Annotated in this window: 14 protein-coding genes and 1 tRNA gene; 12 read left to right on the forward strand and 3 right to left on the reverse strand. The window is 41.2% G+C overall.

Annotation, left to right across the window (positions count from 1 at the left end):
* Positions 1-24: 24 nt before the first annotated feature.
* The 11 genes from I3257_RS14225 to I3257_RS10615 all read left to right on the forward strand — a co-directional run bounded on the left by I3257_RS14225 (position 25) and on the right by I3257_RS10615 (position 11,136).
* Positions 25-1,074: a restriction endonuclease subunit S gene (locus tag I3257_RS14225; protein ID WP_346014813.1), complete on the forward strand. Its 1,050-nt coding sequence runs from the start codon at positions 25-27 to the stop codon at positions 1,072-1,074.
* A gap of 118 nt (positions 1,075-1,192) precedes the next feature.
* Complete coding sequence (locus I3257_RS10575; protein ID WP_238049713.1) at positions 1,193-1,804, forward strand: tetratricopeptide repeat protein; 612 nt, start codon at positions 1,193-1,195, stop codon at positions 1,802-1,804.
* A gap of 255 nt (positions 1,805-2,059) precedes the next feature.
* Positions 2,060-2,785, forward strand: a complete 726-nt coding sequence (locus tag I3257_RS10580) for a hypothetical protein (protein ID WP_238049714.1) — start codon at positions 2,060-2,062, stop codon at positions 2,783-2,785.
* A 399-nt stretch (positions 2,786-3,184) separates the two neighbouring features.
* Positions 3,185-3,955, forward strand: coding sequence for a hypothetical protein (locus I3257_RS10585; RefSeq protein ID WP_238049715.1), 771 nt, complete (start codon positions 3,185-3,187; stop codon positions 3,953-3,955).
* A 193-nt stretch (positions 3,956-4,148) separates the two neighbouring features.
* Positions 4,149-4,910 carry a hypothetical protein gene (locus tag I3257_RS10590; RefSeq protein WP_238049716.1) on the forward strand — a complete coding sequence of 254 codons (762 nt, stop codon included), beginning with the start codon at positions 4,149-4,151 and terminating at the stop codon, positions 4,908-4,910.
* Between the two features lie 36 nt (positions 4,911-4,946).
* Positions 4,947-5,567, forward strand: coding sequence for a hypothetical protein (locus I3257_RS10595; RefSeq protein WP_201540411.1), 621 nt, complete (start codon positions 4,947-4,949; stop codon positions 5,565-5,567).
* Between the two features lie 34 nt (positions 5,568-5,601).
* Complete coding sequence (locus I3257_RS14170) at positions 5,602-5,724, forward strand: hypothetical protein (protein WP_265089044.1); 123 nt, start codon at positions 5,602-5,604, stop codon at positions 5,722-5,724.
* Positions 5,725-5,865: 141 nt separating this feature from the next.
* Complete coding sequence (locus tag I3257_RS10600) at positions 5,866-7,176, forward strand: tetratricopeptide repeat protein (protein WP_238049717.1); 1,311 nt, start codon at positions 5,866-5,868, stop codon at positions 7,174-7,176.
* A gap of 30 nt (positions 7,177-7,206) precedes the next feature.
* Positions 7,207-7,587 carry a hypothetical protein gene (locus tag I3257_RS10605; protein ID WP_045446530.1) on the forward strand — a complete coding sequence of 127 codons (381 nt, stop codon included), beginning with the start codon at positions 7,207-7,209 and terminating at the stop codon, positions 7,585-7,587.
* A 41-nt stretch (positions 7,588-7,628) separates the two neighbouring features.
* Complete coding sequence (locus tag I3257_RS10610; RefSeq protein ID WP_238049718.1) at positions 7,629-10,904, forward strand: DEAD/DEAH box helicase family protein; 3,276 nt, start codon at positions 7,629-7,631, stop codon at positions 10,902-10,904.
* Positions 10,905-10,932: 28 nt separating this feature from the next.
* Positions 10,933-11,136: a hypothetical protein gene (locus I3257_RS10615; protein ID WP_238049719.1), complete on the forward strand. Its 204-nt coding sequence runs from the start codon at positions 10,933-10,935 to the stop codon at positions 11,134-11,136.
* Between the two features lie 14 nt (positions 11,137-11,150).
* On the opposite strand, the gene I3257_RS10620 is transcribed toward I3257_RS10615, so the two are convergent.
* The 3 genes from I3257_RS10620 to I3257_RS10630 form a co-directional block, all read right to left on the reverse strand.
* Positions 11,151-11,852, reverse strand: coding sequence for an IS1 family transposase (locus tag I3257_RS10620; protein ID WP_238049720.1), 702 nt, complete (start codon positions 11,850-11,852; stop codon positions 11,151-11,153).
* Positions 11,849-12,391: an Arm DNA-binding domain-containing protein gene (locus tag I3257_RS10625; RefSeq protein WP_238049721.1), complete on the reverse strand. Its 543-nt coding sequence runs from the start codon at positions 12,389-12,391 to the stop codon at positions 11,849-11,851. Before I3257_RS10625 ends, I3257_RS10620 begins: the two co-directional genes overlap by 4 nt.
* 172 nt (positions 12,392-12,563) lie before the next feature.
* A tRNA-Arg gene (locus tag I3257_RS10630) sits at positions 12,564-12,640 on the reverse strand.
* Between the two features lie 358 nt (positions 12,641-12,998).
* Here I3257_RS10630 and I3257_RS10635 point away from each other — a divergent pair.
* Entirely contained in the window at positions 12,999-13,631 is a 633-nt protein-coding gene (locus I3257_RS10635; RefSeq protein WP_201560461.1) for a c-type cytochrome, read from the forward strand.
* Positions 13,632-13,843 lie beyond the last annotated feature (212 nt).

Below are 13,843 nucleotides of genomic sequence, written 5' to 3' on the forward strand. Positions count from 1 at the left end.
GGCATGGCTGCCTGACTCAAGTAAATCACTCTCCGATATAGTCGGGGCGGTTCAGAAGGTTGTAAACCGTCTGTTGGAGATGTCTTACTTACAAAAGATGGAACAATTGGGAGAGCCTGTATTGTTACAGAGCAGATGCCTGACTTTGTGATTTTATCTTCATTGGGACTATTAACTCCAAGTAGGAAGTTAGTTAATAAGTATCTTTATTATTATTTAATTTCAGGTATCAATATCGATCAAATGAATAGTGTTATTCATGGTTCTGCTTTGAGACGTATGACTATTAGTAAAATTAATGATTTAGTTATAGCCTTTCCTCAAAAAGAAGAAGATCAAACCCAAATCGCCAGCTTCCTTGACCACGAAACCGCCCAAATCGATACCTTAATTGAAAAACAGCAAACCCTTATTCAACTGTTAAAAGAGAAGCGCCAAGCCGTCATCAGTCATGCGGTGACTAAAGGTTTAAACCCTGACGCGCCGATGAAAGATTCGGGTGTTGAGTGGTTGGGGAAAGTGCCTGAGCATTGGGAAGTTGGTCGCCTAAAAAATGTTTTGAGAATTCGTAACGGTCGGGACTATAAAGAGGTAGAAGTAGAAAGTGGTGGCTATCCTGTTTATGGATCGGGTGGGATTTTCAAGCGTAGTTCGGATTACTTATTTGATGGTGAGTCCGTACTATTTGGAAGAAAAGGGACTGTAGATAAACCTCTATTAGTTTCGGGAAAATTCTGGACAGTGGATACCATGTTTTATAGTGAAGTGTTCAGTAACGCTAAGCCAAATTACATTTATCATCAAGCATTACTATTCCCTTTTGATCAGCTTTCAACAAATACTGCATTACCAAGTATGACGCAAGAGAATTTATTAGAACTAGGCTGTGTTATTCCACCATTTGGTGAACAAGAACAAATCTGCCAATACTTAAGCGACAAGCTAAAGGTTTTTTTAAATTTGGTTAGTAAAGCAGAACAAGCAATCCAACTTATGCAAGAACGTCGCACTGCTTTAATATCTGCTGCTGTTACGGGTAAGATTGATGTGCGGGGTTGGCGGGTGCCAGATTAGCTGTAAATAGAGATTAAACGCATATTGTATTTGATAAAAGGTTTAGCTTAAGCTTAGGAGGATAGAGAGTTTGGGATTGACCATCATTAGCGATAATTGAAAGGTAGTCAGTAAGTTTATGAGAAAGTTAATGTTAATATTATCAATATTTGGAATAGGTACAGCCCAAGTGAATGGTGCTGTCGAAACTACCTTTCAACCAAATAACACTTTGACCCACACGACTAGCAATGATTCTACTTCTGCAAGTTATGGTTCTAGTCGCAATCTCTATCGCACTAAGAGCGGTGATCATATATATACTAATGAAGAAATCAGTAAAGCGATTGATAATTTAAGTGCTCATGCAAAGCAACAAAAATATCAACTTGCCTCGCTAAATAGCCGTGTATCTTATGAGAATAAATACTCTGATGCTAAGGATAGTTTGGCTGATATGAAAAAATGGGCAAACCAAGGTAATGAAGAGTACCAAGTTAAGGTTGGTATAATATATTACAAAGGTGAAGGTGTTCGTCAAGATCTTGTGCTGGCAAGAAAAATGTTTCAAAAGGCAGCAAAACAAGGAAGCATACAAGGTCAAGGGATGCTTGGATACTTTTATGAAGAAGGTTTTGGTGGTCTTAAGAGAAACCGATCTACAGCAAAGGAATGGTACGGGAAAACGTGTGACAAGGGTCATCAATATGGCTGTGATCAATATAGACGATTAAATGAACGTGGTTATTAATGGACGCCCACACACAATAGCAGAAGTGAATAAAGTGTGGTTGATTAAAGTAAAGCAATGAGACACAACATATTCTATGGTAAGCACATAGCGTTAGATAATCGACCCAAAAGGTAGGATGATTTTTTATTATTAATGTACAATTGTTTTGTTTTTATGCTAGCATCGTCCAGCATGCTTTTATACTAAAGATGCTATAGCAAATAACATAGTATTGGTTATTTAAAAAAATAGACTGTATAAAAAGGCTAGATGATGTTTGGGTTTTTAAAATCTAAATCTGCCAAAATGGCAGGAAATGTTCAAAAACTTTTTCTTAAAAATAGTTATCATGAGGCCATTGAACTGGCTGATAACCTATATTGTCAATATATTGATAGCGAAGATTCACAAGAGCGCACCCATGCCAAAGCTGCTTTAACATGGAAAACAACAAGCCTTATTATGCTTGAAGAATATCAAGATGCTATATCAGTTTGTGAAAAAATTATTGATATTTATACTCATGGAAATCTTCCTGAAGATATTCATGATGGCTATAATAAAAAAATTATAAGAGCGGCATATACTGATAAAGCCAGAGCACTATATGGATTGAAAGAATACGATAAATCTTTAAAAATTATAGACTCGGTAGTGGATGAAGGGATTGATTGTACCGATGAATTGACAGAGGTTGCAGTACTTGAAGCATTATTATTAAAGTATGAGATTCTTCAAATGGATCCGAATCTTTCTAATAGATTGATAGTACTAAATAAAATATCTTTTCGTTTTCAGCTGAGTGATAACCCTAAAATTTTGGAGCAAGTTATTCCTGTCGTTAGAGACATGATGCTTATATTTATAACACTTAAGGATATTAAAAACCTACATATTGTCCGTCGTATTCTTGAAAATATTAGTATCAGATCAAAATCTGAAGAGGTTCCAGCTTTTCTATCATACATAGATAAATTTGAAGAATCGTTTAAAGAATAGAAATAGCAGTTATCGGCTATATATAATATATGGAACATACAAAGGGTTTTGCCAGCGCTAGCTGATATTTTGTCTGCTATATTTATATACCGTTTAACAAAAGTAAAAATAAGAAAATGCCATGAGCCGCGACGTCACCTAAGAATCTGTACTCCTCAAATACAAGCGCAAGGCTTGCAGTTGGGTCGCACCAGCGGCTATCAGATAGCAGCGTTAGTATTTGGTGTCTATCCATAATTAATTTCAATTGATGTAAGACTCCGCACCGTTTTAATCTCTGCTGCCGTTACGAGTAAGATTGATGTGAGAGGTTGGCGGGCGGATGAGTCGTCAGTAATGTAAAGATGAAGCGCTTGTTTATATGTCATAACCAGCAAAATAACCAAAGGAGTTTCATTTATGAAAGCAATGACGACAGCCGCCATTTTTGTCTCAATAGCAGTCACCACTAGCGCCCAAGCGCAGACTTATGAGTGGCGCTCGGAAATGAAGCTTTGTCAATATCAAGGTGATTTTGATAATAATAAATATACTGCCAAACAAATAGAGAATTCTCATTTCGTATTGAACAGTTTGACGAGAGCAAATCTTGAAAGCTTTTCTGAGCCTATGAGTAATCTTTTTTTAGACAATATATCGTCGAAAGACCCAGAGGTACTGACTAAAGAGTATAAGCAAGCTAAAAGTAATGTAGAGCAACTTGAGTTAGTTCCCGAAGCACAGAAGTATAAACAACAGCTACTTAAGACTATTGATGGCGAATATAAAACGGCACAATTGGCTATTTTGGCTTATCGCAATCCTAGTAAAGCGCTTAAGCAAAGCCCGCCAATGTGTCAGCATTATGTAGAGGCTTTATTGCAAGATGAAACGGCAGTGCAGAATAAATGGCAGCAAGTGGTGGAAGAAAATATTCAAGATAAAGTACGTACAGGTGATTTGGGTGATGAGTTTTATCGTAAGATTGAGATGAGAGATTATCAAGAACAAAAGTCACTGAGTGATTATTTTTATGCGCGAAACGCTATTGTGTCTTCTGGGTTTTACAACTGTGTTAAGAGTACCGCTTATCGCCCTGAGCTAAAGACAGTGTCTGCTAATTATGCAAAGCTTAATCATAAAGTATTTGACGGTAAATACACAGCGCAATGCGCAATGCACCAAGAGTAGACCTCTTGCAAAAGTAAAAAATAGAGATCATCAAAGGTAGAAAGTATCAGATCGTTGGTATCAATAAAGTATGGTTGATTGTTTAATTCAATTTGACTGGCTTTAAAAAGCATCCTAAAAAGAATAGTGAGTTAAATGTTTGCTCGATTAATAAATATCAAAATAAGCAAGGCGAATGAAAAAAAGGACTCCAATGATGAAAAGGTATTCGTTGATAGCGGTAAGTGTATTACTGACTGTGCCTAGTATTGCGACAGCCGAAGTCTACAAATGGCAAGACGATCTATGCGATATGAAAGGGAGTTTTGATAATAAAAAGTACAGCGCCAAGCAAATCAAAAATTCCCATCTCGTATTGGATCGTTTAACCAGATTAAATCTGGAAAGCTTCTCTTCACCCATGAGTGTTGATGCGCTAGATAAACTATCTATGAAAGACTTAGATGTCTCGACCGAAGAGTATAAGCAAGTAAAGCGTGATACTGAGCGTCTTGATGTTGTACCTGAAGCGAAAGGCTATAAACGAAACTTACTCAAAACGATTGACGCAGAGTATGAAAAAGATCGATTAGTCATTTTAGGCTATCTAAACCCTAGTGAAGCCCTCAAACAAAGCCCTCAGATGTGTAAAAACTATATTGAACCTTTCATGCAGAACGAAGCGGCGGTGCAAAATAAATGGAAACAGTTTGTTGAAGAGCAAATTCTGGAAACAAGCGAGTATGGGGCTGATGAACTAGAACGATATCGTAAAATTGCGACCCAGCGCTATCAGGAAGAAAAGGTAAGTAGCTCTGCTAAGTATGCCAGAATAAACTTGATAACTTTTGGCTTTGGTAATTGCGTGAATGATCAGGTTTATCATGCTGACTCTGAAAAAGTCTTTAACAACTACAATCAGCTCAATAAAACCATATTTGGTAAGAGCTTGAAGATGGTATGTGAGGAGCCCTAAGGCTTGATTTAAGCGTATCAAAAAATAGAGTGAGCTATGAAAAACAACGTATTAAGATATCGCAAAATAAGAGGCATTAACCGCCGTAAGCGCACTATTGAAAAATGGGGCGAAGCTAATAAAGTTCTTGATGTTGATCTGTTAAATCAAGAAAAGCGAGATTACGTTAAGTTTTTGGTAGCTCCATGGTCACGCTTGTCTTTGATTAATAGTATCTATCCTGAGCCAATTGGCGACTGTGAATATCTATTGATTAAAAATGTGCAAAATATCTATCAGTCATGGAAAGATTCGCTAGAAAAGTTGCAAACCCCGTATTATTTACAAATCTGGCTATTTGAAACGTACATCAGTCGCTCACAAGTAGTTTGTGCGATAGAGGATTACAAAGACTTTTATCAAAATACGTTTGAGCCAATAGATGAGCAGCCCGAAAATGGTATTCAAAGCTCTATTCACTATAATTCAAAAACCGCTGAATACTTAGATCATTTTGAATGGAAACTTTATCGAAGGCTTGACTATTATGATATGGCTGATGAAGAAGATGTAGAGATGTTGCAAGACATTGACCCTATTAGATTTTTAAGAAAAGAAAGCATTAAAGGGCAGGAGCAACAGATCGTTGAAATCGATAAAGTGTGGTTGATCTCATAAGCCCAATTCATAACTTAATAATAAGAATCTCACCATGACTCAGACAAGTACTGCTATTAACGCGCATAACATCACTTACGAATCTGTCTTTCAAGCCGATATTGTCAGCCAAATGCAGGCGCAAGGTTGGCAGTTGAGTCATGCCAGCGGTTTATGACTATAGTATTAAGCAACGGGAATGCCCTTATACAATAACTTGATATAAATAAAATACCCTATATCCATTCCGCCCTAATATGTAGAGGACAAAATGAAAGTGTCAATCGTACCGCTAAGAATCAGACACAAAGTAATAGCTTTGAGCGCTGCTTTAGCGCTATCGTTATCCGCGCATGCAACCAGTTTTAGCAGTACCAAAGCGCTGGCGGAACAAGGTCATGCCGCCGCTCAATATAGCATGGGCGCGATGTATGAGATGGGCGATGGTGTGCCCCAAGACCCTAACAAAGCGGTGGCGTGGTATAAAAAAGCCGCTGATCAGGGCGTGGCGGCAGCGCAATACGATATGGGCGCGATATATATGACAGGCGAGTATGTGCCGCAGGATTATGCTGCCGGCGCCGAATGGTTCCAAAAGGCTGCCAATCAAGGCGACAGCATAGCGCAATATAATCTTGGCGCGATGTATCAAGAAGGCTTAGGGGTAGAGCAAGATTATGCCAAGTCGCTCGCATGGTTCGAGAAATCTGCCAATCAAGAGGAGCCATTCGCGCAATATAGCATGGGCGCGGTGTACCAAGAAGGACTGGGCGTGACGCCTGACTATGCCAAAGCGGTCGAGTGGTATCAACGCGCCGCCGCACAAGATAATGTGATGGCGCAGTACAGTTTGGGCTTGTTGTATCAAAGCGGCATTGGGGTTGATCAGGATTTTACCAAAGCCTATGACTGGTATCAAAAAGCCATTGAGCAAGGAGATCTTGACGCTCACAATAACATCGGCGTGATGTATGAAGCAGGCTTAGGCGTGACGCAAGACTATAGCGAAGCAGCCAAATGGTATCAAAAGGCTGCCGATCAAGGACATGCAATTGCCCAAAACAATATTGGACAGTTTTATATAAAAGGCTTAGGTGTGACGCAGGATTATACCAAAGCACTGTATTGGCTACGAAAAGCCGCCGCGCAAGGTGAGGATTTGGCGCAAAATAATTTAGGCTATATGTATGAGAACGGTAATGGGGTTGCGCGTGATTATGCCGAGGCTTTTAAATGGTATGAAAAGTCTGCCAACCATGGCAATGCATTGGGTATGGGCGGTTTGGGCTGGGCATACTATAGTGGTCAAGGCGTTGACCAAAGCTATGTTAAAGCGTTTGAGTGGTCACAACAATCTGCCAATCAAGGTGAAGCTGCTGGTCTAAACAACCTTGCTGTGATGTACTTAGAGGGCAATGGCGTACCGCAAAATTATGCCCGCGCCATGACGTTATTTAAACAAGCTGCCGCCCAAAATCATCCGTTCGCCCCGCGTAATCTGGGGCTGATGTATATGAAGGCGCAAGGGGTAAAGCAAGACAACGTGCAGGCTAAGGAATGGTTTGATAAAGGCTGTGGCAATGGCGACTTGCAATCATGTCTTGGCTCTAAACTGTTAAATATGCCTTAAAATGACTTCCGCATATTAATAGATATAATTATGAATCATCCCGATCCAATTACTAAGTGCTACAAGCAGCTATTCTGGGCGCTCATTTATAGCCCTATTATTGCTTATCTAATAAATGCTTACTTAACTTACAGCGGGTACAAAAAGCACGACTCGAATTATACTGTTTCTTTAGAGTTTTTTAGTAGTACCGCTAAGTATATGCTGGACGATATTACCATTACTTTAATGTTCCTTTGGATTCCCTATGTTTGGATTGTAATTATTCCTTATCTGTTTATTTCTTATAAGGCACTTACTTCCAAAAGAGCAGTCGCTGAGAAATATAGAACGCTACTATTAACGTTTCTGCTAGTGCTGCTTTTTATATTTGCTAGAGAGTATTCAGACCTTATAGCGCTTTCGACCTAATTATTTTAAGCAAAATAATAATAAAACTAAACGGACTTAACATGACCAACGCCCACGATATCGCTTACGAATCTGTCTTCCAAGCCGATATCATCGACCAGATGCAGGCACATGGCTGGCAATTGGGTCATGCCAGCGGCTATCAGGCAGAGACTGCGCTGTATGAGCAAGATGTGCTGGACTTTGTGCAGACGACCCAGCCACAAGAGTGGGAGAAGTTTTGCCGTACCTTTCCTATCGATTCAGAGCGCTACTTTATCACCGCGCTGGTTAAGCAGCTCAATAAAGCCGATGAGCACGCCACCGATAGAGCATCGCGCACTTATGGCACGCTTGGTGTATTACGTCATGGCCTAAAGATTCGTAACGCGCGTTTTAGTTTATGCCAGTTTAAGCCTGAGCACAGCCTCAACCCTGAGACCATGGCACGCTATAAGGCCAATATCTGCCGTGTCGTTCCTGAGGTGGTGTATAGCCCGCATGCTAGTTTAAAAGACAGCACTGACGGCAAGGTCGCTAAGCGTAACCGTATTGACGTGGTTTTATTCGTCAATGGCTTACCCGTGACGACGATGGAGCTAAAGTCTGAGTTTAAGCAATCGGTACAAAACGCTATTACTCAGTATAAGAGGACACGCCTGCCTAAAGACCCTGATACTAAGAAACCTGAGCCGCTACTGACGTTTAAGCGCGGCGCACTGGTTCACTTTGCCGTCAGTCAGTATGAAGTCTATATGACAACCAAGCTGGCAGGTAACAGCACCTACTTTTTACCCTTTAATAAAGGCATTAAAGATGGCGGCGCGGGCAATGATACGCCTAGCGATAGCAGCCGTTATGCCACCGATTACCTCTGGAACGAGGTGCTCACGCCAGAGAATTTGCTATCGATCCTTGGGCATTTTATGCACTTGCAGATAGAGGGAGAAGAAGACGCAATTGGTCGCAAGTCTAAAAAAGAAACTATGATGTTTCCGCGCTATCATCAGTGGGATGTCGTGACCAAATTGGTCAATGCCGCTGTGACTGAAGGCGCTGGTCAAAAGTATCTGATTCAGCATAGTGCTGGCTCAGGTAAATCAAACTCTATCGCATGGACGGCCCATCAGCTATCTACCTTATACAACAGCGATGGCGATAAACAGTTTCATTCAGTGATTGTCATTACTGACCGTACCGTACTTGATGACCAGCTACAAGAAACGATTTATCAGTTTGAACATGCTGATGGCGTAGTTGGTAAAATCAATAACAAAGAAGGTGACGGTTCAAAGTCTGAGAAGCTTGCTGCCGCACTGGTAGACTCTCAGCCCATTATTATCGTTACCATTCAAACCTTTCCGTTCGTACTTAAAGCCATTGAAGACTCTAGTGTTCTAAAATCACGGCGCTATGCCATTATCGCCGATGAAGCACACTCATCACAGACAGGCTCAACGGCTCGCCAGCTGAAAGAAGTATTGGTCTCAGGTGATATAGAGAGTAATGCAGATGATGACGCGCCGCTATCTAGTGAGGACATCTTAGATGCCACGCTTGCCGCACGCCGTAGCAGTCCTAACCTAAGCTATTATGCCTTTACCGCCACACCTAAGCCAAAGACCATTGAGCTATTCGGGCGTTTGCCTAATCCTGATTTGCCAGCCTCTAAAGATAACTTGCCAGCCGCTTATCATGTCTATTCCATGCGCCAAGCGATTGAAGAGGGCTTCATCCTAGATGTGCTTAAAAACTATACCAACTATAAAGTGGTCTATCAGCTCAAGCAAAAACTTGCCGCCGCTGATGACGAAGTTGATGCTCGCCGCGCCAAGATTAAGCTCAATAATTGGGTACGCTTGCATGAGCATAATATCGCCCAGAAAGTGAAGATCATCATTGAGCACTTTAATGACAACATCAAAGGCTTACTTGGTGGCCAAGCCAAAGCGATGGTGGTGACCGGTTCACGTAAAGAGGCGGTACGCTATAAGCTAGCCTTTGATAACTATATCGCTGAGTATGGCTATAGAAACATCAATGCGATGGTCGCGTTCTCAGGTGAGGTCACCTTTAACGATAATGATCCTGATAGCGGCGCATTACTTGGTGAGAAGTTCACCGAGCATAATATGAATATTGGATTAAAAGGCCGTGATCTGCGTAAAGCCTTCGACAGTGATGACTATCAAGTGATGCTAGTGGCCAACAAGTTCCAGACAGGCTTTGACCAGCCTAAACTGTGCGCCATGTACGTGGATAAGAAACTAACAGGCGTGGACTGCGTACAGACCCTTTCACGGCTGAACCGTACTTATAAGGGCAAGGCAGAGAGCGGCACGTTTGTGCTCGATTTCTTTAATGATCCTGACGATATTCTGGAGGCCTTCCAACCATACTATGAAACCGCAACCTTAGCGGACGTGTCTGACCCTGATCAGGTGTTTGACCTTTATGAGAAATTGCGAGCATCTCAAATTTTCTTATGGCACGAGGTCGAGCAATTCGTTGAGGCCTTCTACAGCAAGAACAAGTCTAATGCAGCCATTAGTAATATCTGCAAGCCAGCGGTTGAGCGTTGGCAGAAGCGCTACAGCCAAGCACGTGAACAAGCACAGCATGCCAAAGTGATGCTAGAGCGTACCAAAGCGACGGGTGATGTGGTACTGATGACTAATGCTGAGAATGACTACAAAGGTTTTAGGGCCGATCAAGACGCGCTGGAAATATTTAAAAAGGACTTAGGCACCTTTACCCGCCAATATGAGTTTATGTCGCAGATTGTGGACTATGACGACAAAGAGCTAGAGAAATTGAGCCTATACGCGCGTAACTTACAGCCGCTATTACGTGAAAGCATGGACAACGAAGATGAGGTTGATCTAAGTAACATCGTTATGAGTCATTACCGCGTCTCAAAGCTGCATCAGCAAGACTTAAAGCTACAAGAGGGCAAGTCTGAGTATCAACTAGATGGTGGCAGTGGAGCGGGCACGGCCACGCCTAAAGACAAACAAGAAGCACTGCTATCACAGATTATTGATAGATTAAACGAGGTTTTTGCTGGTGAGGATTTTACCGATAAGGACAAAGTGAACTTTATGAATACTATTTGGGATAAGGTCACTGAGAATGAGCTCGTGGTCAAACAGTTCACCAATAATAGTGTTGATCAGATTATGCTGGGTGGTTATCCAAACGCTGCCGAGGACGCTATGTTTGATGCAAAGGGTACGTTTGAAGACATGACTATGCATCTACTGTCTAACCCGAATCAGTTTAAGCAATTCATTCGATTGATGCTTGATACGAAGCTGGGCGATGAGGTTTCAGGATAGGTTATACAGAGAACAAGAGGTACATAGCATGACGGATAAAAACATTAACCTTGGTGATACTGAAGATGAAAAGCAGCGTTATGTTTTCAACATGCTGCCGACCTATTTTATAACTCAAATGGGATCTGATCCTGATAAATTACTAAAACAACTAACTACGGGCTTATCTAAAAACCATAATAAACATCGGTTTCAAATAGCCAAAGTATTAAACGATTCGGTGGTGTTCTAAAAAGTATGCTGTCATCAGACGTAACCATAATTGACATAAAAGAACACCAAATCAAACGTCTTAAAGTGGTTATCAAGCTTTTTTGAGAAGCAACAGGTCTTTCGAACGGCTCGACGTAATCGATGTCTAAGGCGGCAGTTATTACCTTCTATATCTACCGTATGTTGTTTGCCAATTCGTTTGTTATCACTTTTAAAGGCGGTTTTAAAGCTATCCCAGTTGTCCATACTAATAGAGTCATAGCTGACTTTAAACTGCTTTAAACGTGCTCTTAGCTTCTTAGCCGTTTTTAAGTCACGTTTGCCCCAAACATAAGCGACAATCTCATTGGTAGCACGGTCATAAGCGTAGATGAGCCAGACTTTACGCTTCTTGCGATACACGTAAGTCCAAAACTCATCAACCTCTAAGCGTTCATAGTAGCTCTTTTTAGGCGCGATCTTATAAACAGATGAGCCTATGGTGCTCAATACTTTACCAATACTGATAGACATGACAACAGCAATGTCTCTGATGCCACAACCTCTAACCGTCATCAGCCGTATGATGTCTTCTATTCTAGAGTGACAGCCTTGGTAGGTTAAGGCATGGTCACCTATGAATTGACGTTTGCAGTCCTTGCATTGGTAGTTCTGCTTACCATAGCTTTTTATGCCGTTTTTCTTTAAACTGGGGCTGTGACAGTCGGGACAGCTGATATCTATTTGTGTCTTCATAACCTCAAATATATCATCTTGCTTTGGCTGTCACCCTCCTTTATTTCCTCAGCATACTTTCTGATACACCACCGAATATGGTTATCTAGAAATCCTTGCAGCTTTTGCACGTTCTTTGATGTAGTTTTTGATTTTTCTGACATATAGCTTTTAGCTATGACTTCGAATAAATCTTTTTGTTCGTAGCTGTTTTTATGTCTGTTCTTATGCTCGCTGGGATCGATACCATCATTAATTAGTTTTTTGGCACTATCACGCTCAAGCCTTGCTTGTTTCAAAGAAACTTCGGGCTTGAAATTAGTATCTATCACTTGTGAGGAGAGCTTGTAAGTACCTATATGATAAGTTTTTTGCTTTGGCTCAATATCTTTGTCAGATTGGTAGCGATAAGACATTACCCAATAAAGCGAACCTTTAGGATCATGAATTAAGGAGAGGCTGTCACCGTCACTATGTCTGGTGCGTTTAGTAGGTGCTGACTGTTTGGCTATTGCTTTTACACCATTGTCAGTTAGTAGATAGTTTTTGCGCTTATTCATCATCACACCTCTAAGAGTCATAGAATAGCAATGTTGTGTATGTACAACACTATGTACAACATTCTATAGGTGCTACTAGGTAATGACAAGTTATATCAAAAGACATAAAGCGACTAATATAAAGGGGTTTAAAGGTTTTTGGTAATACTAGGGAAGGCTGTAATATGATGATTGGTGCGCTCGGCGGGAATCGAACCCACGACCCTCGGCTTCGGAGACCGATACTCTATCCAACTGAGCTACGAGCGCATAATAACAATGGCGTACGGTATTATCAACATCATGCCTAAACGAGCGTTATGAGCAGTAAAGATGTCGAAAAATAAAGACCGCTTAGTCTAACAAATAAAATCCATAAAGCCAATGAATGAAGACAGTGATTGATGTTTTTTAAGAAAAAACAGGATAGTCATTAAACAGGCATGGCAATCTACCTGCCTTTTCCCTTATAATGACAGGGAGAATTCATATTTATAATCACCGATTACAAGTGTGCTGGTACGCGGGATGGCTGTTTGCTATTGATAACTATTTGGTTGTCAAAGGAGGACAAGCAGAATGTCTGAGCCGTATAAGCCTTTGTATATGTAATAAGAGAACGTGACGAATGAGAAAAGTAGTTATGTTATCGGCAGCTGCCATTCTAGGAATCGCTAGTATCGCGGTGAGCCAAGCTGAAAGTGTTGTAGACACTCCTGTAACTGTTTCTGATGTAGCAGCAGCGCAGGAAGTGGTAGCAAATGCGCCTGAGCAGTTGGGTGATGATACCCAAGCTGCTGCAGATACGACTGACGGCGATGCACCTGCCGCAGAAACTGCCGCTGCCGCACCTGCGGTTGATGAAGAGCCTATTCCGCAAGATACGCCGCAAGTGCAAAAGCTGATTGCTTTGTATCCTAACTTAATTGCTCGCATTCAGCCAGTTGCTAAAGTGTGCTTTGAAGACGATGAAGTTTGTGATGTGACGGCACGTGCCGCTGGCCCAGCAGCGGGTGATGGTCCTCGTGATGGCAAAGCAGTATACAACGCGGTATGTCAGACTTGTCATGCGGCAGGTCTACTTGGCTCACCAATCTTAGGTGACGCTGGTGCATGGGGACCACGTATCTCCAAGGGTAAAGAAACATTATATACTCATGCTATCAATGGTTTTAACGCCATGCCTGCTAAAGGTGGCGCTGATATCCCTGATGAAGAAGTTCAAAACGCTGTCGATTATATGGTTGGTGAAGCAAGCTAATAGTATTGAATATCTGGCTAAGCCTTTTACCCTATATATCAGTGGAGCGCCTATTTCATTAAATGAGATAGGCGCTTTTTTAATGATGAGTATTATCAATACGGTACTTCTAAGCCATTACAGTTGAAATTCATCGACACTAGCCTCACTTTATGACACTACACAGTCTCTTCTGTCTATTTATATTCTAAAAACGATTTTACATAAATTTA

This window comes from Psychrobacter sp. Ps7 (assembly GCF_022129225.1).
Classification (GTDB): domain Bacteria; phylum Pseudomonadota; class Gammaproteobacteria; order Pseudomonadales; family Moraxellaceae; genus Psychrobacter; species Psychrobacter immobilis_A.

What these genes read in the sequence shown, in the direction of transcription:
- I3257_RS10625 (WP_238049721.1), bottom strand. Translation starts at nt 12,391, where the DNA reads ATGAATAAGCGCAAAAACTATCTACTAACTGACAATGGTGTAAAAGCA.
- I3257_RS10580 (WP_238049714.1), top strand. Translation starts at nt 2,060, where the DNA reads ATGTTTGGGTTTTTAAAATCTAAATCTGCCAAAATGGCAGGAAATGTT.
- I3257_RS10590 (WP_238049716.1), top strand. Translation starts at nt 4,149, where the DNA reads ATGATGAAAAGGTATTCGTTGATAGCGGTAAGTGTATTACTGACTGTG.
- I3257_RS10610 (WP_238049718.1), top strand. Translation starts at nt 7,629, where the DNA reads ATGACCAACGCCCACGATATCGCTTACGAATCTGTCTTCCAAGCCGAT.
- I3257_RS10575 (WP_238049713.1), top strand. Translation starts at nt 1,193, where the DNA reads ATGAGAAAGTTAATGTTAATATTATCAATATTTGGAATAGGTACAGCC.
- I3257_RS10605 (WP_045446530.1), top strand. Translation starts at nt 7,207, where the DNA reads ATGAATCATCCCGATCCAATTACTAAGTGCTACAAGCAGCTATTCTGG.
- I3257_RS10620 (WP_238049720.1), bottom strand. Translation starts at nt 11,852, where the DNA reads ATGAAGACACAAATAGATATCAGCTGTCCCGACTGTCACAGCCCCAGT.
- I3257_RS14170 (WP_265089044.1), top strand. Translation starts at nt 5,602, where the DNA reads ATGACTCAGACAAGTACTGCTATTAACGCGCATAACATCACTTACGAA.
- I3257_RS10585 (WP_238049715.1), top strand. Translation starts at nt 3,185, where the DNA reads ATGAAAGCAATGACGACAGCCGCCATTTTTGTCTCAATAGCAGTCACC.
- I3257_RS10615 (WP_238049719.1), top strand. Translation starts at nt 10,933, where the DNA reads ATGACGGATAAAAACATTAACCTTGGTGATACTGAAGATGAAAAGCAG.
- I3257_RS10635 (WP_201560461.1), top strand. Translation starts at nt 12,999, where the DNA reads ATGAGAAAAGTAGTTATGTTATCGGCAGCTGCCATTCTAGGAATCGCT.
- I3257_RS10595 (WP_201540411.1), top strand. Translation starts at nt 4,947, where the DNA reads ATGAAAAACAACGTATTAAGATATCGCAAAATAAGAGGCATTAACCGC.